Consider the following 18,355-nt stretch of genomic DNA (forward strand, 5'->3'; position numbering starts at 1 on the left):
CTGTAAAGTTAAGGTATTTGAAAACCCTTATTTGTCAACCAGCCTAGTTTTTCAACTTGTCTTTAAATATTTTCTCTAGTTTCTCCATTTTAGGAAGAATGACTGCACGGCAATATGGCTGACTACCATTCTTATTATAATAATCCTGATGGTAATTTTCTGCTACGTAGAAAGGAGCAGCTTTGTTGATTGCAGTGACAACAGGTTTGCCAAAAGCATTCTTAGTATTGAACTCTTTTTTATACTTCTCGGCCAGTGCTTTTTGCGCATCATTATGATAGAAGACCACCGAACGATATTGAGGACCCACATCTGCACCCTGGCGGTTTAAGGTTGTTGGATCATGGGTTTTCCAAAACACCTCCAATAGTTCTTCGTAACTGATTTTCGCAGGATCGTACGTCAACTCAATCACTTCTGCGTGGCCAGTAGTGCCAGTGCATACATCGTCATATGATGGATTAACGACATCACCACCTTCATAGCCCGACCTTACCATTGTTACGCCTTTTAAGCGTTGGAACACTGCTTCTGAACACCAGAAACAACCGTTACCAAAAGTCGCCTTCTCTAATTTCTGCTTCTGGGCGTTAACGCTGCCTACGGACAAGAGGATCACTATAATTGCTAATAACTTTTTCATGCTCATGTATTTTAAGGAATCATTTGTTATGTAAAATTACGTAAGCTCCCGCCAAATAGATTCAGGTTTGGTCAACGCAGGTCTTAAATTACAATCAACTGATATGTGCAAGACAGCTCCGGAGGCTAATTGTGTAAAACTTATCCTAGTTAATTTCAAGGTATTGCATCCTGCACGGTGAGCGCATTCCATTTTATTAACAATAGTTTCTAAATTAGTGTTATCACTATAAATTGATTGATATGTCAGCACCTTATATTCCAAGTTTAGACCTTAATTCGTATATCGATGGAGACGATGCGCAGCGTAAAAAGTTCTCGGACGAGCTTGGCCGCGCATTCAACGACTCCGGCTTTGTAACCATTACCAACCACGGAGTTAGTCAGGAGCTGATCGATAAGCTTTATGAAAAGATCCAGGCAGCTTTCAGTCTCCCAACTGATCAGAAGCAACAGTATGAAAAGATTGAACTTGCAGGTCAGCGGGGTTATACAAGTGCCGGTAAAGAAACTGCGAAGGGTGCTAAAACAGCTGACTTGAAAGAATTCTGGCAAATTGGTCAGGAAGTGCTTGACAACGATCCTATTAAATTTGATTATCCTGAAAATGAGTTTCTGGTAGAGATTCCTGAATTTAATGAGGTCACCAGAGAGATCTATCAACGCCTGGAAAGTAATGGAAAACACTTGCTTCGTGCGATTGCTACCTATCTTAACTTGCCGGTTGACTATTTTGATCAGCATGTTCACAATGGCAATTCCATATTAAGAGGTATTCATTACTTCCCAATTGAGCACCCGGAAGCACTATCTGATGATGCGGTGCGTGCCGGTGCTCATGAAGACATTAATTTAATCACTTTATTGATCGGTGCGAGCGCTGATGGACTGGAAGTGTTAACCCGTAGCGGAGAGTGGCTTCCTATTAAAGCACAACACACTGATATCGTTGTGAACGTTGGCGACATGCTTCAAAGACTTACAAATAATAAATTAAGATCTACCACACACCGTGTTGTCAATCCGCCTCGCGAACTGATGAAAACTTCAAGGTATTCTGTTCCGTTTTTCCTACACCCACGCTCAAATATGGACTTGACCAGTTTAGAATCTTGTATTGATGAGGAGCATCCAAAAGTTTATACGGATATGACGGCAGGGGAGTATCTTGAAGAGCGGTTGAGAGAGATCGGCTTGAAAAATTAAGCCGACTTCTCACGGGCTGCATTAAGTTTCGCTGAAGAAGCGAAAATGAACGCTATGCCCGGTCGAAGCAGCTGAATTTTTCTTTAGTCGATTACAGTGGGGTCGATTGGTAGGGAAGGGGTTAAGTTTATTTCGGTTCGATTGGTAGGGAAGGGGTTAAGTTTATTAGGGTTCGATTCGTAGGGAAGGTATCCGTTTATTAGGGTTCGATTGGTAGGAAGGGATCAATTTATTACGGTTCTATTGAAGGTATCCGTTTATTTTTAATTCGCTAATTCCTCACATTCCCTTCCAGGTGACCTTGAATGACAACATCGAAATAAAATCTGGTTTCTATGAGAAGACCTAGCGTTCATTTTCGCTTCTTCAGCGAAACTTAATGCAGGCTTCGAACTAGAATACCTTATTTTATTTAGTACCCTTGTCTATGGCCCTATTGATAACATCTTCGATGCGCCCCCGAATCCTCATATTCCCTAACTTATCTGAAACACTCGGATTCACTCTATTTGACAAGAAAACGTAAACCAATCCTCTTGAGGGATCTACCCAGACACAGGTGCCGGTATACCCAGTGTGGCCAAAGGTTTGTGATGATGCCAGCTCAGATGGATATTTCTTACTCAAATCAGGATCAAATCGATCAAAGCCCAAGCCTCTTCTGCTAACGGGCGACTGCTTTTGAGTAAACATATCTACTGTAGTCGACTTAAAATACTGCGTTCCGCCGTAGGTGCCTTTATTTAATAGCATTTGGTAAATGATTGCCAGGTCATTCGCGCTGGAGAACAGCCCTGCATGACCAGAAACTCCTCCAACCAAGGCGGCACCTTGATCATGTACGTATCCTTCCAACAGCGTTTTTCTAAAATACGTGTCCTGTTCAGTTGGGATGATCTGCTCTCTGGTAAATCTGTTTCTTGGTAAGAAGCCAGCTGTTTGCATTCCGAGTGGTTTGTAGAAGTTATCTACGACATACTGGTTAAGAGGAACCCCACTTAAGCGCTCTACAATATCCTTCATCACATACATACTGATATCACTATATACATACTTACCTCTGGTTCGTATTGGCGAGGTAAGCATCTTTGGCCACATCACCTCTTTAAAGTAGTTTTTACGAACATAATAGTTGTCTGCAACTTTTGTTGGAAAAGCTGCACTAGAATCTCTGCTATAGTCGGTTGTTTTTAACGCGCTGTGAAATGGGATGTAGGGGATGAATCCTGCCTGGTGCAACATGACCTCGCGAACAAAGATGGAATTCATCGGAAGTTCACGCGCTTTTGGTATGTAGGCCCCAATATTAGTGTCGAGATTAAGCTTTCCTTCTTCAAAAAGACGCATTACTGTCGGTGTGGTTGCTGTTGTCTTGGTTAATGAGGCAAGATCAAAAATATCTGTAACCTTATCTTGAAGAGGACTATCATAGGTGTGGTGTCCGTAACCTTTGCTAAAGATCACTTTGCCGTCTTTCACTACAAGGACTACTGCTCCAGGTGTGGCTCTAGCATTAATTGCTTCATTTGCAATAGCGTCGATTCCTGCAAGATCGTCTGAGTTTACATTCGCATCTTCTGGTAAGGTGTATTTTAACCTTGTAGCTATAGTGGTAAAGCCGGATCCCGCAGTATACTTTGGAGAGAAGGCTGTAGCTAGCCGTTTAGTCATTCCGATGCCGCCAAAGATTGCCTGTGGAATCAGCTCGGCAGACATTGCGTTGTTTTGGTCTGTCCAAATAATAGGCGCTTTTACGGCGTCAAACGACGCAAGGCCGCGACCATCGCCAAATAAGGCAATGATAACTTGTTTGTTCTTTGAAAGACTGGCCAAGAAATTGATGTTTCTGGCGTCATTACTTGCCGAGGTTGGTAAGGCGACAATGACTGTATTGAAGTATTTTAAATCATCTTCCAGGTCGTTCAACGTGGTTGAGCTCAGGTAATTATTGGAGTTAAACGAACTTACCTTGGTGTATTTATTAAGTAAACTATCGAATGGTGTTGCATAGGCAAAGTTTAAACTTACAGATGCAATATTTAATTTTTCTATTTGTTTAACAGGAAGGATATTTTCATGATTGTTAAGTAATACGAGGTTGGATGATATAGCATTTATGTTGGCTAAAATCTCCGAGTTTTCTTTATGTTGCTGTGCACAGGCAGTAAATGAGCATAAAGCAAGGAGGCCGATAACGATTTTGTTCATGGCTCTAAATATATAAAAAGCATGCCAATTGCCGGTTCCGGTTATCCAATTATGTCAAAAGGATGGCGGGAGATGCACCTTATTTTGCGTAAATTAGCAGCTTTTACCAAAGATTATACATGTCAGATATTATACATCTTTTACCCGATAGTGTCGCTAATCAAATTGCAGCCGGAGAGGTTGTTCAGCGACCGGCATCGGCTGTAAAAGAACTTCTGGAAAATGCCATTGACGCAGGGGCGACCAAAATACAATTGAATGTCAAAGATGCGGGCAAGGCATTGATACAAGTTATCGATAATGGTTGCGGGATGAGTGTTACGGACGCGCGTATGTGTTTCGAACGCCATGCAACTTCCAAAGTGAGAAAGGCAGAAGATCTGTTTGCGATTCGCACAATGGGCTTCCGCGGAGAAGCAATGGCTTCCATTGCGGCAATTGCCCAGGTGGATATGAAGACTCGTCGGCATGACGAAGAATTGGGTACTTTGATAGAGATTGAGGGTTCTGTATTCATCAAACAGGAGCCTGTAGCAACCCCTCAAGGCACTAGTATTTGCATCAAAAACCTCTTTTATAATACTCCGGCACGCAGAAACTTCTTGAAAAGTAACCCTGCAGAGATGCGTCATATCATTGATGAATTTCAACGCGTATCAATGGCACATCCTGGAGTGGCCTTTAGCCTGCACCATGATGGGGTAGAGATCTATAGATTGCCAATTTCACCTTTAAAGCAGCGTATAGTACACCTATTTGGTCACAATTACAATGAGCGGTTAATTCCCGTTGAGGAGGAAACCAGCATCATCAATTTGAAAGGCTTTATTGGAAAGCCCGAATTCGCTAAGCGGACCAGAGGAGAGCAATTCTTTTTTGTAAATAACCGTTTCATTAAGGATCCGTACCTGAACCATGCAGTTAACCGGGCCTATGAAGAGCTGCTACCTGATGACAACTTCCCCTTGTATGTGCTGTTTATAGACATCGATCCTGCGAAAATTGATGTCAACGTACACCCTACAAAGACAGAAATAAAATATTTAGAGGAGAAGTCCATATATGCGATTCTACATTCGGCTGTCAAACGTTCGCTGGGACGATTTAATATCAGTCCGACCATAGACTTCGATCAGGAAACCGGTTTCAGTGCGATGATCACTCCTAAGGCTCCAGAAGAAATTGTTCCACCGAGCATTAATTTTAACCCGGATTTTAACCCCTTTACTGCTGAAAAGCCAATAAGGGAAAATGCTTACGCCAGCTTTAGTAAACACTACGGTGGTGGCGGGATGTCACCAAGCACCACGAACTGGGGCACTTTGTATGAGATTGCGAAGGAGCAGACTCCCGAGCAGCACATCTTGAATTTGCATCAGGATGAGCAGCATGAACAATTTATTCCAGCCCAAAAGCAGTTGATGCAATTGCATGGGCGCTATATCATTTCACAGATCAAATCCGGACTGATGTTGATTGATCAGCAAGCTGCTCATGAGCGCGTATTATACGAAAGATTTATCCTACATCTGGAAGATAGAAAAGGAGCATCTCAACAAAGTCTTTTCCCTCAAACGGTAACATTGAGCCCTAATGATTATGAACTGGCCAAAAGTTTACTGGAAGACATCAAGAGTCTTGGTTTTGAGGTGCGCGAATTCGGGAAAAATACGTTAGTTATAGAGGGGATACCTGTTGATCTTGGCAGTGCAAACATTAATGAAACGCAACTGTTCGAGCATTTGATTGAAGGATTTAAGAATTCCCAGCAGGATTTGAAATTGGATAAGCGGGATGCGTTGGCAAAAAGTATGGCCAGAAACAGTGCCATTAAGAGTGGTACGGTTTTAGGTCAGGAGGAAATGAACACCTTAATAGAGCAACTTTTTGCTTGCAAAACACCTAACTTTAGCATCAGTGGAAGGCCTGTTATCCAAACCATTGGATTATTGGAACTGGATAAGAAATTTGAGAGATAACTATGTTTAATAATATACAGATACCACCGGTAGTAAAGAATTTGCTGATCATTAATGTGATCTTCTTTGCAGCCAAATACATTTTAACCGCATTTAATCTGCCCTATTTATTAGGAGCTTTTTATATCGATTCACAGTATTTCAAAGTTTGGCAACTGATCACTTACATGTTTATGCATGGAGATATCATGCACATCTTATTTAACATGTTCGCGTTATTTACTTTCGGCGGCGTTATAGAAAATAGGTGGGGAACAAAAAGGTTCATTAACTTTTATCTGATCACTGGTCTTGGTGCCGTGGCGCTACAGATGGGGGTTCAGGCTTACGAAGTCTACCAGATTACCGGCCATGCGATGAACAATCCTATAAATGTTGACCTTGTTCAACAGATTGCAACTGTTAACATACCAAATATCACTCAGGAACAAAGAGATACTTTAATAGGCATCTACGGTTTCCCCATGGTTGGTGCTTCAGGAGCAATTTTTGGACTACTGGTTGCATTTGGAATGCTTTATCCAAATTCAGAACTGTACATTATGTTCATCCCAGTACCTGTAAAAGCTAAATACATTATACCTATTTATATTATTTTCGAATTATCTTTAGGGGTGGCGCAGGTACCAGGGGATTCGGTTGCACATTATGCGCATCTTGGTGGAGCGTTGCTAGGATTTATATTGGTTAAGCTTTGGAAGGATAAGGACAACAACAGATTCTATAACTACTATGAATAATAATATTTTCAGTGATTTAAAGGTTAAGGTATTTAAATCCGGCGACCCTTCTTTCTTATACATAGGAATCAATACGCTGATATTTATTGTCGTCGCGCTGATCAACGTGCCGTTTTTTCTTTCAGGAAACGGGGGCTTGATCTATGATGATTTTATCAGGAATTACTTTGCCTTCCCGGCAGATATCTTTTCGCAACCATGGAAGTTTTATACCATTCTTACTTACCAGTTCTTTCATGACGGTTTTTTTCATGTGCTGTTTAATATGCTTTGGCTGTATTGGTTGGGAAGGATCTTTCTGGATTTTCTAAAACCCAGACAGTTTCATTTCGTTTACCTTTTTGGAGGCGTTCTGGGCGCAATTGTCTTTGCACTTGCCTTCAATATTTTCCCTGTATTCAGAAACATCCCTGGAGCCACAATAATCGGTTCTTCGGCTGCGGTTATGGCTATTGTGGTGGCGACAGCTACCTTGGTTCCTAACTTTTCTATCAGCTTGCTACTGTTTGGCGAAGTCAAGTTGAAGTACCTTGCAGTAGCTTATGTGGTATTGGATCTTATCGGAAGTAGCTCTGCTAACGCCGGCGGTAGCTTTGCTCACCTTGGTGGAGCTCTTTTTGGATTCACTTATATCAGAATGCTTCAAAACGGCAATGACTGGAGCACTATCTTTAAAAAGAAGCCCAAACTCAGAGTAGTGAAGAAAGATGACAGGCCTGCCCGTCATGACGATGCAAATCGATCGGCGGCACGTAAGAATGAAGGGTATATTGATCAAAGGGAAATTGACGCGATTCTGGATAAGATTTCTAAGACCGGTTATGATAAGCTAAGCAAAGAGGAGAAAGAGACGTTATTTAAAGCAAGTAATCATTAATGAAAAAGAAGTCCGAACTTACTTTCTTTGATAAGTTAGCGCGCTTTATTGCGATCATATTGGTAATTTCTCTTGTTCTGGGCTGCCTTGCAGGTCGGATCGACCCACGAGACAATAAATATATTCCTTTTTTCGGCCTTGCCTATCCTTATTTGCTAGTGCTCAATGCCGCTCTGATCATCTGGTGGATCATTAGAAAGAGATGGTCCATGGCATTGTTATCCTTTTTAGTCATCCTATTTGGTTGGCAAGCATTTAATGCCTCAATAGGCTTTTTTGGTAACCAGGGATTAGGCCCGAAAACAGATAAAGAGGCTATTAGAATGATGACTTACAACGTCCATAACTTTAGGCCTTACGGGGAAGAAGTGATAGAGACTGTTAAGGAACAAATGCTTGATCTAATCGAGGATGAGCACCCGGATGTAATATGCTTTCAGGAGTTTTTTACGCGCTATAAAGGTCCATACAATATCACAGATAGTCTAAAGCAATCTTTAAAAATTAAGAACGTTTACTTTGTGCCAATCTCACAAAATGAGTATGAGGCAAATGGTCTTGCTATTTTTTCACGATATCCTATTGTTAACAGGGGACAAGTTGATTTCAAGGATAACAATAACGGAAATACTTGCATATGGGCGGATGTGAAAGTGCAAAACAAGGTGATACGCGTGTATAACGTGCATTTGCAATCTATTGGTTTTGATAAACAAGATTATAATTATCTGGATAAGATCAAGAAAAAGATGGACGCAGAAATTTCTTCATCAAAACGTATCGTTTCCATGTTAAAATATGCTTTTACAAAACGAAGTGATCAGGTTGATTACATGCGAGCGGATATGGATAATTGTCATTTGCCATTTATCATAGCGGGGGACTTTAATGACACCCCGGCATCCTATTCTGTAACCCAACTTACTTCTGCGTTAAATAACAGCTTTGTAGAAGAAGGCACAGGGTTCGGTCGTACATACAATGGTAAATTCCCAAACTTCCAAATTGATTACATCTCTGCAACTAAAAATATAGAGATACTTAACCACCATATAATAGGGGCCAAATTGTCAGACCATTTTCCTGTTCGCAGTGATCTTAAATTAAAGCCCTAAAATATTTACATTTGCAGCATGAATACAAGCTTACAGCTATACAATACCCTCAGCCGTAAAAAAGAACCCTTCGAACCCCTTCATTCTCCAAACGTTGGTATGTATGTTTGTGGGCCAACCGTTTACAGTGATGTGCATTTGGGTAACTGCCGTACGTTTATTTCATTCGATTTAATATTTAGATACCTAAGATACAGCGGGTTTAAAGTCAGGTACGTCAGAAATATAACTGATGCCGGACACCTGGAAGGAGATCGTGATGAAGGTGATGATAAATTTGCTAAGCGGGCAAAGCTGGAGCAACTGGAGCCAATGGAAATTGTACAGAAGTATACCCTTGGTTTTCATGACGTTTTAAGGATTTTTAATACGTTGCCTCCTAGTATTGAACCTACCGCCACCGGTCACATCATGGAGCAGATAGAGATGATTAAAGAGATCATCGATAATGGTTATGCCTATGAGGTTCAGGGTACCATTTATTTTGATGTCGAAAAATATAGTAAAGAATATAATTATACCATACTCACCAACAGAAATCTGGAAGACATGCTCGCCAATACACGTGAGCTTGGTGGACAGGATGACAAGCGTGGAAGACTGGATTTTGCATTATGGATTAAGGCAAAGCCGGAAACAATAATGCGCTGGCCATCACCATGGGGTGTAGGTTTTCCTGGCTGGCACATCGAATGCTCTGCCATGAGTGCGAAGTATTTAGGCGATGAATTTGATATCCATGGTGGTGGTATGGATCTGGCCGCAACTCACCATACCAACGAGATTGCGCAGTCAGAGGCTTGCAGTCATAAGCAACCTGCCAAATATTGGATGCATACCAACATGTTAACTGTCAACGGCTCAAGGATGTCCAAATCCTTAGGCAATGGATTTCTTCCTGCTGAACTTTTTACAGGAGATCATCCTTTGTTAACGAAAGGATATAGTCCGATGACCGTAAAGTTCTTCATGCTTCAGGCACATTACCGCAGCACGCTGGACTTTTCTAATGACGCACTGGAGGCTTCTGAGAAAGGCTTCAGACGTTTAATGAATGCAGTTAATCTTCTTGAAAGATTGAACCCTTCTGAAACCAGCGATTTCGAGATTCAGCCAATTGCAGACAATTGTCTTGGAGCAATGAATGACGACTTTAATAGTCCTGTTGTTATTGCTGAATTGTTCGAGGCGGTTCGGATCATTAATACGGTTCACGATGGTAAAGCAAAAATTTCTGCTTTAGAGTTAGAAAACCTGAAAAAGTTGATGAAGGATTTTGTATTCGACATCTTCGGTCTTAAAGATGAAGACAGTTCTAATACTGAGCTCAATTCAGTGCTCGATCTGGTCATTGATATCCGTAAATCAGCGAAAGAGAACAAAGACTATGCAACCTCAGATAAAATCAGAGTTGGCTTACACGCAATGGGCATCCTGCTTAAAGATAGCAAGGAAGGCACTACCTGGAACAAAATCTAACAATCATAACCCTATATAAGGTCTGTTAACTATCACACTATGACAACAAAAATTCTTTACACCGTTATTGCTTCCATGATTACTTTTGGTGCTTATGCACAAAAATCTGATGGAACAACAAAATCACTAGTGAAGGCCGAGGAGGAATTCGCTAAAAGCCTGGCGAAGAACGGTTCTAAAACTGCATACACTACATTTGCTGCTAACGATGGATTGGTATTCAGACCAAATCCTGTCAATGCAAAAACTTACTATGGATCACAGCCTGAATCTACCGACGTAGTATGGAGTCCCGCATTCGCGAAAGTGTCAAGAAGTGGTGATTTCGGCTATACGACTGGTCCCTTTTCTGTTGGTGGTAACGAATATGGACAATACCTTTCTATCTGGAAAACAGTAAATGGTAAATGGGAATTAGCCCATGACCTTAATGTGTCGCACAACAAGCCTTTAAATAAAGTAACTACTACGTTTGTTGAGCCAAAGGACTTTTATAAACCTAAGTTCCTGAATGATAAACAAAGACAAACAGGAGCAGAAATTATCGCCACTACAGAGGAAACGTTAAATACCTTACTTAAAACTCATGGAGTTCCTGCATTTGCCGGTTTCGTCAATCATGATGTTCGGGTACTGTTTCCGGGTTACGAACCTATTATTGGTAAGGACAAAGCAGTTGCATTTTTCAATAGCATGTTCGCGAAAGTTACTTTGAAGAGAACCAAGGTGGTAAAAGCTGATGGAGGTGATTTGGCCTACAGTTATGGTGTAGCCGCGATTGACTATAAAGCAGATCTAAGAGAAAGCTTTAATTATACCTTCGTTTATGAGCGCCAGCCGGATGCCATGTGGAATTTAGTTGCCGTAGTCTTTGCTCCAGCAGAGCGCTAGTATGAGAGGCAAGCTGCTCAGCGTACTGCTGTGTTTAATCTTTATGACGGCGACTGCTCAGAAGTTTGATCTTCAAGGTAATCGCGGTGCCCGGGGCATCATGCCCGAGAATACCGTTACAGGAATGCTTAGAGCCGTCGAATTGGGGGTTACTACCCTAACCATGAATGCCGTCATCTCTAAAGACAAGCTGGTGGTGCTGTCTCAAGAACCGTATTTTAACCACGAATTCAGCACGCAGCGGAATGGTAAGCCTATTACCTTGAAGAATCAAAAAACCTTCAATATCTACAAAATGGATTATGAAGAGGTTAAGAAATTCGATGTAGGTCAAAAGGTTCATAATCGATTTCCTTATCAACAGAAATATCCTGCTTATAAGCCTTTGCTAGAGGAAACAATCATTGCGGTAGAGGACTATGTGAAAAGCAATAAGTTACCAAAGCCGGAATATAGTATAGAGACTAAAACGATTCCAAAAGGGGATAATGAGTTCCATCCGGAGCCAGCAGAGTTTGTAGATCTTATTATGGCAGTGGTCAATAAGTATAAACTAGCGAAGCGGGTTACCATACAGTCAATTGATAGAAGAACCCTTCAGTACCTTCACGAGCACTATCCTAAAATCAAAACCTCTTTAATGGTTGACGAGAAGGTGGACTTTGCTCAAAACGTAGCGGACCTGGGTTTCAAACCAACGGTCTATAGTCCAACATCAGCTCTTGTCGGAAAAGGTTTAGTAGACCGTTGTCACGAAGCGGGAGTGAAGATCATTCCATGGACGGTTAACACCGTCAAGGACATGAAAGAATTGATTGCACTCGGAGTAGACGGAGTAGTAACTGATTATCCGAATATCTATAAAAAGGTAACAGAAGAATAGGGCTAGAAAAGCTTCTTGATGATGTGTTCGATGGACAGGCCTTCTGCCTCAGCTCTATAGTTCCGAACGATACGATGGCGCAGGATAGATTCTGCTACTGCCTGGACATCTTCTATGTCTGGTGAATACTTTCCGGTAATTGCTGCATGACATTTAGCACCTACGACAAGAAATTGGGATGCCCTGGGACCGGCTCCCCAACTCACATACTTATTGACGTCTTCCGTAGCTAAAGCGGTATTTGGTCTGGTTTTTCCGACTAGCCTCACAGCATATTCGACTACGTTATCGGTGACAGGAATATTTCTGATCAGCTTTTGAAAATACTGTATCTGCGAAGCATTAATGATCTTTTTCAATTCAACACTTCTGTTACTGGTTGTGTTTTTTACGATAGTCAGCTCATCTTCGAATGATGGATATCCTAAATGGATGTTAAACATAAATCTGTCTAACTGTGCTTCAGGCAAAGGGTAGGTGCCTTCTTGTTCAATAGGATTCTGCGTAGCCAGTACAAAGAATGGATTTGGAAGCACATGGCGTAAGCCAGCAGCTGTCACGGCTTTCTCCTGCATCGCTTCCAAAAGCGCTGCTTGAGTCTTTGGAGGAGTTCTGTTGATCTCATCTGCCAAAATGATATTACTAAATATAGGACCTGGGATAAATTTAAAACTCCTGTCCTCTCCTAAGATCTCCGCTCCAATAATGTCGCTAGGCATTAGATCAGGTGTGAACTGGATTCTGTTGAAGTTCAAATCCATTACATCGGCCACAGTCTGGACTAGCAACGTTTTTGCTAACCCCGGTACGCCAACGAGTAAACAGTGGCCATTACTGAAAACAGATATCAATACAGATTTGATGACTTCATCTTGTCCAATAACGATTTTGCCTATTTCGGCACTGATGTTCTTGAATGCCGCGTGAAGGGCGTCTACTGCTTTAATATCGTTCTCAAATTGCATACCTGGATTAGTTTTTAGCAGTAACGTCCTTCTGCCAAACTTTTAGTTCGTCGCAGGTACCGTATTCGCTGTTAATTCTAATGTAGGTATTTTCTCTTCTCTTTTCAAACCATTCGCTCATGATTCTATTGACTTTATCTTCCTGAGCTTTTTCTTTAAACTTAGCGTAATCTTGTTCCAGGCTTCCTTTGTGTGGCGCAACTTTAGATTTTAAATAAAGGATTTTGTAGCCTTCTTTTCCATCTTCAGGGTTAGTAAATGCAACTGGTCTGGAGAAGCTACCTGCTTTCATCGTATCAACAACCAGGAACACTGCTGGGTCGAGCTTATCAGCAGGAATGAAGGTTGTTCTTGCAGTAACTCTATCCGCATATAAGATCATACCACCATTGTATTGAGAATCCTTATTGTCTGAATACTGAGATGCGGCAAAAGAAAATGGAATTTTCTTGTCTATCAGATTTTTATAGATAGTATCAGCCTGTAATTTAATGCGGTTCATACTCTCAGGAGTGTTCTTAGGGCGAACTAGGATATGTCGTGCCTGAACTTGTTCACCACGGCGTTCTATTACTTGAAGAATGTGGTAACCCGCTTCAGTTTCAAAAACTGGTGAGATCTCTCCCGGCTTAAGCTTAAATGCCCAAGCAGTAAACTCCTTAAACATTTTTGTACGGTCAAAGAAACCAAGGTCACCACCTTCAGCTGCTGAACCTGGATCTTCCGAGTAAGATTTAGCGAGGAAGCCGAAATCCTCTCCGCTTTTAACCCTTAGTCTAAATGCATCAATTTTATCGTAAAATCGTTGTTTCTCCGCTTTAGTCAGCTTAGGATGCAAAACAATCTCGCCGACCTCAAATTCGGTTGGAATATCAGGCAAGCTGTCTTTCGGATAAGAATTAAAATATTTTTTAACCTCAAGTGGAGTGATGCTTACATCCTGTGTAATTTGTCCCTGCATTTTTTGAGATATCATTTGCTCCTTGATGTCAGGTCTGATCTCGTCCTTGTACTGCAAAACGGAACGGTTTAAGAACTGCTCTAAGCGCTCCTGACCACCGGCACGCTGGATCTGCATACGCATTCTCTTGTCAACTTCTTCATCAACCTGAGCTTCTTCAACATAAACAGAGTCGATCTCTGCCTGCTGCTTAAGTAATTTGTTGCTAAGAATCTGACCTAACAGGTAGCATTTGAATTGTTCGTCAGCTGCATTCCCCGCATTCAGATATTGAGCATATTGCTGATTGAGTTCAGATAATAATATGATATTGCTACCAAGCACTGCAACTACTTTATCGAGATTCTTTTTCGGTAATTGTTGTGATTTCGCATTGAAAAACAAGCAGGTAAGTACGCTTGCGATCGCTAAAAATTTCTTCATTATTGTAGTGTTCAATTGTATTCTATGTTGCAAAATTATCAATATTTTATTACGGCCTTGCCATTGTCTTAATTTGTTCCTCGTCAACCTTGACTAGATATTTTCTTCGAAGCTCCGTTATCCAACTTTGTTCCAGCTGTACCTGTGTTTCTTCGTCCTGCGCTTTGTTCCAGATCTTAAGTTCTGAAATGTTGAACATCAGCACTGCCTCTTTATATTCATTCATCACGAATTTATACTCGGCACTCTTTTTAGATAGTCTCTTCTGTGCCAGTAGTGCAGCTTCATACTTTTTAATCTCAGCCAAATAGGCAGTATCTTTGTCCAACTTCAGTTCCATTGCATCTAAAACCTTCAGCTTGAAATTTACATAAAGATCAAGATAAGCTCTTAGATCTTCGTAAGAGACACTGGTAATGCCAGCATGGTTCCTCTTGTAAATCCACATAAACTCTTTATCACGTATTGCTTTTCCATCTACAATGGCCACGTTCTGGGCTAAACAAACAGTACCAAAAAGACAAAGAACAGTGATCGAACAAACTTTTATCACAAGAGGTTTACGGTATAATTTTAAGGCATAAAAGTAATAAATAAAGGCGCTATTAGTAGATATTTAACTAATTTTAACAGAAAAAAGATTTCCTTTAAAAATCCCCTTAATGCCTGATCAACTGACTACAAACGGAGATGCGTTGCGATTATTCTTTACAGATGATGTTTACATTGTAAATGAACCGGCTATCACCTGGGGACTACCTCCAGAGCCTGTGGGCGAAATACTTGCAACAGCAGATGTAGTAGTGGCGCCAGTCGCAGTTGAAGTTGAGGCTAAGCGAACTTCTGACTTCACATTTTTGGGAGGTAACAAACGTAATATCCTGATACTTGTAAATGATGAGCAAAACGACGTCAGTGATGAATCAGGAAAGGATTTGTTAAGAAAGATTGTCAAGTCGATTAACCTTGTCACTGCGGATTTTGCTTTAGTCAACTACGCAAGACATCAAGGAGCAAGCTTCGATGAACTTCGCGACTTTTTCAAAAGTTCATTGGTGTTCTCTTTTGGGGTAAAACCATCGCAACTCGGATTGAAAGATCATCCCGCAAACACAGTGGTCCTAGAAGGCGAAGTAAGAATGGTATTCTCAGATGAGCTTCGGAAAATGGATGCTGATCTTGCAGTAAAAAAAGCGCTTTGGGGCGTTCTTCAAAAGCTGGCAATCTGATGAAAGAACTTGTCTTTGCTACAAACAACCAATACAAAGCAGATGAAGTAGGCAGGCTACTATCTGGACAATATAAAATATTGACTCTTAAAGATATCGGCTGTGAGGTGGAGATCCCTGAAACTGGAAGTACTTTCGCAGAAAACGCTGCGCTAAAAAGCGGGTATGTTGTAGAAAATTACGATCTGGACTGCTTTGGCGATGATAGTGGATTGCAGATTGATGCATTAAATGGCGAGCCAGGGATCTTTTCTGCCAGGTATTCAGGATCCAGGATTGATAGAGAAAACATGGATCTTGTTTTACATAACCTGCAGGGAATCAAAAATAGAGCCGCAAGATTTACTACCATGATTTGTCTCGCTCAAGGGACTCAGCATTATTTCTTTGAGGGTAGTATAGAGGGTACAATCAGGACGACTCCATCCGGGGATATGGGTTTTGGTTACGACCCGATCTTCCAGCCAGATGGGTATACTATTACCTTTGCCGAGATGACCACAGCAGAGAAAAATCAGATTAGCCACCGCGCTTTGGCAATGAATAAACTCATCACTTTTTTAAAGGAACAATCTGCTTCTTAAGGAGCGTATCAGCTTTCTTAAGGAGACTATCCGCCTGCTTCAGGTTTTTCGCAGTAGGTACTGGGATTGGGTTGTTGCCAATGACAGATTTAATGGCTGTAGTAACGTCTTTCTTCGTAATTGCAGGTATTTTGGCAGGGGCTACCTTGGCAAGCGGCCGCGGTTTGCTTGTTTTCGATTGTGTTTTTGACTTAGGCTTGCCATTAATCGCTTCTTTCTTGGAACGGATCCTTAATTCTGGTTGCCAGGTAAATCCTGCAAGTTTCACATCCTCTTTTAGCTCTGCCATGGGCGTTCTTACACCTTCAGGGTCTCTAATCGCCAGAATTTTGTTGACCTCCTTGTTCTTAAGTAAAACCTTGATTCTGCTGCTGATCGTCTGGTTCATCTCAATATAAACACTGTCTTTGTCCCGGTTGTAATATACACTCTCTGCATTCCCATCTACAAATAAGTTGCTTAATTCTCCGTCGGTAAAGAATCCTGTGATGAGCTTTCCTTTAACCTGATTGAACTTTGCTGAGTCTGCATTTACATTTACTACGAAGGCACTTTGGACAATCTGCAGGGTATTCAACTTGTTATTTTTTAGCCTTAAGAATATGGTATCGCCGGTTTGCTGGGAACCCTGGGACCAGAGGATTGGTTTGCCGTACCACCGCAATGTAGAATCTGCAGCAGTATAGAAAAGTGAATCTGCAACCGCCTGCATGTTCGATTTATATACCCTTACATTGTGGTATGCCTTAATAACTCTTGTTTTGATCGTGTCCAGCGGGTTAGTCGAAAGTGTATCTTTCCCCTTTAGGAGTGTTGCTGGAGTCTTTGAAACTACTGTAGCTTTTGTTCCAGGTTTACGAACAACTGCTTTTTTTTGAGTGGTATCCGCCTTTGTCGCGGCTTTAACGGTGTCTTTAACTGCTGCAACTGCTATAGCCTTGATCGAGGTACTGTCTTTCAATGTACTGTCCTTCGGAAGCTGAATTTTGGTAGTGTCAGGTGCAGCTGCTTTTGCAGCCTTTTTATCTATCCTTGTAGGTTTTTTAAGTGCAGTTGTGCCAGGCGGAAGCTTCGCTGCTACCGCTTTTGACTTTGAAGGTACTTTAGGCCGCTTGGAATCGTCTTCAGCCTCACCGAGCTCATTGTCTTTGCGGAGTGTGGGGGAGGAGACCAGCTTCAAAGATTTCTGGAGCACCATCTGTGTTTCTAGGGTATCTGCACCCATCCAAAGGCTGTCGGGCTGAAGCTTTTTATTAATTATGATGGAGTCTTTTGTACCCATTCCAACGTATGCATTCTTGGTGACGATCGCCTTTTCACCAAGCTTGTAATAATAGCCAAGTTGTCCGTAAAGTACTGTTTTATCAGAGGTGTCTCGGAAGATGATATTCTTAACCGCCTTCCCATATCCGGCTCTACCGTCATAATAAAGGCTATCTCCTTTTAAAGATTTGCTGGCATTAGTATAAAGATTCCTCTTTCCAAAATATGCGTATTCTGTCTTGGTATTGTAGGCGCCATTCTCTGTGTAAAGATTGTCGCCTTTACCCTTGATGTTAGTGGGGCCATAAAAGTAAGCCCAGTTTGATAGCGTATTGTAGCGCAGGGTATCCGAAGTGATTCGGCTTTGAGGGGTAACCACTACTACATTATACCTGAAATACGCATCACGGCTGTTGGAAAAGTAATATCCGTTTTTACTGGTAAGCGTCACATCTTTGTTGACGATTTTACCTCCCTCTACATAAGTACCCACTTTTGTAGCTAAATTATAGTCTAGAATATTGGTGGTCAGCACGTTCTCTCTATCAAGCATTCTTACATTACTGGTAAGGTGTGCTACTTTTGTATTACCATCATAAGTAAGAAAATCCGAATAGATATTCAGAGTGTCTCCCTGGTTGATATGGACATTTTTAAATGCCTCAAAGACGTTTCTGTTTTCATAAAAAACCGCACTATCAGCTGTTAACGTAGCATTTTCATGTTTAAAAACAGGGAATTTCAGGTAAGTAATTGCTCCCTGCATTTTACCAGTTCTATTGTCTTCTAGTCTGATCTTCGTTTTCTGCTGCGCAAGCATAGAGAACGGAAAGATTAAAGCAAGGATAAAGAAGTGAATTTTTTGCACGTTACAAAGTTATGTTTTTGAATGCAAACTTTTTACAGTCAA

16 protein-coding genes are annotated in these 18,355 nt (G+C 41.4%); 10 read left to right on the plus strand and 6 right to left on the minus strand.

Features of this window, described 5'->3' with window-relative positions:
- Window positions 1-43 precede the first annotated feature (43 nt).
- Entirely contained in the window at window positions 44-643 is a 600-nt protein-coding gene (gene msrA, locus WKF66_RS04305) for a peptide-methionine (S)-S-oxide reductase MsrA (protein WP_489673172.1), read from the minus strand.
- Window positions 644-885: 242 nt separating this feature from the next.
- On the opposite strand from msrA, the gene WKF66_RS04310 reads away from it, so the two are divergent.
- On the plus strand, window positions 886-1,848 hold the full coding sequence (locus WKF66_RS04310; RefSeq protein WP_489673173.1) for an isopenicillin N synthase family dioxygenase: 963 nt from the start codon (window positions 886-888) through the stop codon (window positions 1,846-1,848).
- A gap of 408 nt (window positions 1,849-2,256) precedes the next feature.
- Here the strand turns inward: WKF66_RS04310 and WKF66_RS04315 are convergent, their stop codons facing one another.
- Window positions 2,257-4,056, minus strand: coding sequence for a serine hydrolase domain-containing protein (locus WKF66_RS04315; protein WP_489673174.1), 1,800 nt, complete (start codon window positions 4,054-4,056; stop codon window positions 2,257-2,259).
- Window positions 4,057-4,175: 119 nt separating this feature from the next.
- Here WKF66_RS04315 and mutL point away from each other — a divergent pair, with 119 nt between their 5' ends.
- Genes mutL through WKF66_RS04350 form a run of 7 tightly spaced genes read left to right on the plus strand, consistent with a single transcriptional unit; the run spans window position 4,176 to window position 12,020 of the window.
- Window positions 4,176-6,035: a DNA mismatch repair endonuclease MutL gene (mutL, locus tag WKF66_RS04320; protein ID WP_489673175.1), complete on the plus strand. Its 1,860-nt coding sequence runs from the start codon at window positions 4,176-4,178 to the stop codon at window positions 6,033-6,035.
- Between the two features lie 2 nt (window positions 6,036-6,037).
- Window positions 6,038-6,775, plus strand: coding sequence for a rhomboid family intramembrane serine protease (locus WKF66_RS04325; RefSeq protein WP_489673176.1), 738 nt, complete (start codon window positions 6,038-6,040; stop codon window positions 6,773-6,775).
- Window positions 6,768-7,652 (plus strand): rhomboid family intramembrane serine protease, encoded by an 885-nt coding sequence (locus tag WKF66_RS04330; RefSeq protein ID WP_489673177.1) that lies wholly within the window; start codon window positions 6,768-6,770, stop codon window positions 7,650-7,652. The genes WKF66_RS04325 and WKF66_RS04330 overlap by 8 nt, the downstream gene beginning before the upstream one ends.
- Window positions 7,652-8,767, plus strand: coding sequence for an endonuclease/exonuclease/phosphatase family protein (locus WKF66_RS04335; protein ID WP_489673178.1), 1,116 nt, complete (start codon window positions 7,652-7,654; stop codon window positions 8,765-8,767). The genes WKF66_RS04330 and WKF66_RS04335 overlap by 1 nt, the downstream gene beginning before the upstream one ends.
- Window positions 8,768-8,785: 18 nt before the next feature.
- Complete coding sequence (gene cysS, locus WKF66_RS04340) at window positions 8,786-10,246, plus strand: cysteine--tRNA ligase (protein ID WP_489673179.1); 1,461 nt, start codon at window positions 8,786-8,788, stop codon at window positions 10,244-10,246.
- Between the two features lie 39 nt (window positions 10,247-10,285).
- Window positions 10,286-11,137 (plus strand): Cif family virulence factor, encoded by an 852-nt coding sequence (locus WKF66_RS04345; protein WP_489673180.1) that lies wholly within the window; start codon window positions 10,286-10,288, stop codon window positions 11,135-11,137.
- Between the two features lies 1 nt (window position 11,138).
- A complete protein-coding gene (locus WKF66_RS04350) occupies window positions 11,139-12,020 on the plus strand; it encodes a glycerophosphodiester phosphodiesterase family protein (protein WP_489673181.1) in 882 nt (293 codons plus the stop codon).
- 2 nt (window positions 12,021-12,022) lie between these two features.
- On the opposite strand, the gene WKF66_RS04355 is transcribed toward WKF66_RS04350, so the two are convergent.
- From WKF66_RS04355 to WKF66_RS04365, 3 genes are read right to left on the minus strand one after another with little or no spacing between them, the layout of a single operon-like run.
- Window positions 12,023-12,985 (minus strand): AAA family ATPase, encoded by a 963-nt coding sequence (locus tag WKF66_RS04355; RefSeq protein ID WP_489673182.1) that lies wholly within the window; start codon window positions 12,983-12,985, stop codon window positions 12,023-12,025.
- Window positions 12,986-12,992: 7 nt separating this feature from the next.
- The gene (locus WKF66_RS04360; protein WP_489673183.1) at window positions 12,993-14,369 is read right to left on the minus strand and encodes a peptidylprolyl isomerase; all 1,377 of its coding nucleotides are present in this window, start codon (window positions 14,367-14,369) and stop codon (window positions 12,993-12,995) included.
- 49 nt (window positions 14,370-14,418) lie between these two features.
- A complete protein-coding gene (locus tag WKF66_RS04365; protein WP_489673184.1) occupies window positions 14,419-14,922 on the minus strand; it encodes a hypothetical protein in 504 nt (167 codons plus the stop codon).
- A 109-nt stretch (window positions 14,923-15,031) separates the two neighbouring features.
- Between WKF66_RS04365 and WKF66_RS04370 the strand changes: the two genes are divergently transcribed.
- Entirely contained in the window at window positions 15,032-15,598 is a 567-nt protein-coding gene (locus WKF66_RS04370; protein WP_489673185.1) for a hypothetical protein, read from the plus strand.
- On the plus strand, window positions 15,598-16,182 hold the full coding sequence (gene rdgB, locus WKF66_RS04375) for an RdgB/HAM1 family non-canonical purine NTP pyrophosphatase (protein WP_489673186.1): 585 nt from the start codon (window positions 15,598-15,600) through the stop codon (window positions 16,180-16,182). The genes WKF66_RS04370 and rdgB overlap by 1 nt, the downstream gene beginning before the upstream one ends.
- Here the strand turns inward: rdgB and WKF66_RS04380 are convergent.
- The gene (locus tag WKF66_RS04380) at window positions 16,151-18,313 is read right to left on the minus strand and encodes an OstA-like protein (RefSeq protein ID WP_489673187.1); all 2,163 of its coding nucleotides are present in this window, start codon (window positions 18,311-18,313) and stop codon (window positions 16,151-16,153) included. The genes rdgB and WKF66_RS04380 overlap by 32 nt on opposite strands.
- Window positions 18,314-18,355 lie beyond the last annotated feature (42 nt).

The organism is Pedobacter sp. (genome assembly GCF_037719805.1).
In the GTDB taxonomy this organism is placed as follows: Bacteria; Bacteroidota; Bacteroidia; order Sphingobacteriales; family Sphingobacteriaceae; genus Pedobacter.

Coding starts and splice junctions, on each gene's coding strand:
- msrA (WP_489673172.1), bottom strand. CDS start 643: ATGAAAAAGTTATTAGCAATTATAGTGATCCTCTTGTCCGTAGGCAGC.
- WKF66_RS04310 (WP_489673173.1), top strand. CDS start 886: ATGTCAGCACCTTATATTCCAAGTTTAGACCTTAATTCGTATATCGAT.
- WKF66_RS04315 (WP_489673174.1), bottom strand. CDS start 4,056: ATGAACAAAATCGTTATCGGCCTCCTTGCTTTATGCTCATTTACTGCC.
- mutL (WP_489673175.1), top strand. CDS start 4,176: ATGTCAGATATTATACATCTTTTACCCGATAGTGTCGCTAATCAAATT.
- WKF66_RS04325 (WP_489673176.1), top strand. CDS start 6,038: ATGTTTAATAATATACAGATACCACCGGTAGTAAAGAATTTGCTGATC.
- WKF66_RS04330 (WP_489673177.1), top strand. CDS start 6,768: ATGAATAATAATATTTTCAGTGATTTAAAGGTTAAGGTATTTAAATCC.
- WKF66_RS04335 (WP_489673178.1), top strand. CDS start 7,652: ATGAAAAAGAAGTCCGAACTTACTTTCTTTGATAAGTTAGCGCGCTTT.
- cysS (WP_489673179.1), top strand. CDS start 8,786: ATGAATACAAGCTTACAGCTATACAATACCCTCAGCCGTAAAAAAGAA.
- WKF66_RS04345 (WP_489673180.1), top strand. CDS start 10,286: ATGACAACAAAAATTCTTTACACCGTTATTGCTTCCATGATTACTTTT.
- WKF66_RS04350 (WP_489673181.1), top strand. CDS start 11,139: ATGAGAGGCAAGCTGCTCAGCGTACTGCTGTGTTTAATCTTTATGACG.
- WKF66_RS04355 (WP_489673182.1), bottom strand. CDS start 12,985: ATGCAATTTGAGAACGATATTAAAGCAGTAGACGCCCTTCACGCGGCA.
- WKF66_RS04360 (WP_489673183.1), bottom strand. CDS start 14,369: ATGAAGAAATTTTTAGCGATCGCAAGCGTACTTACCTGCTTGTTTTTC.
- WKF66_RS04370 (WP_489673185.1), top strand. CDS start 15,032: ATGCCTGATCAACTGACTACAAACGGAGATGCGTTGCGATTATTCTTT.
- rdgB (WP_489673186.1), top strand. CDS start 15,598: ATGAAAGAACTTGTCTTTGCTACAAACAACCAATACAAAGCAGATGAA.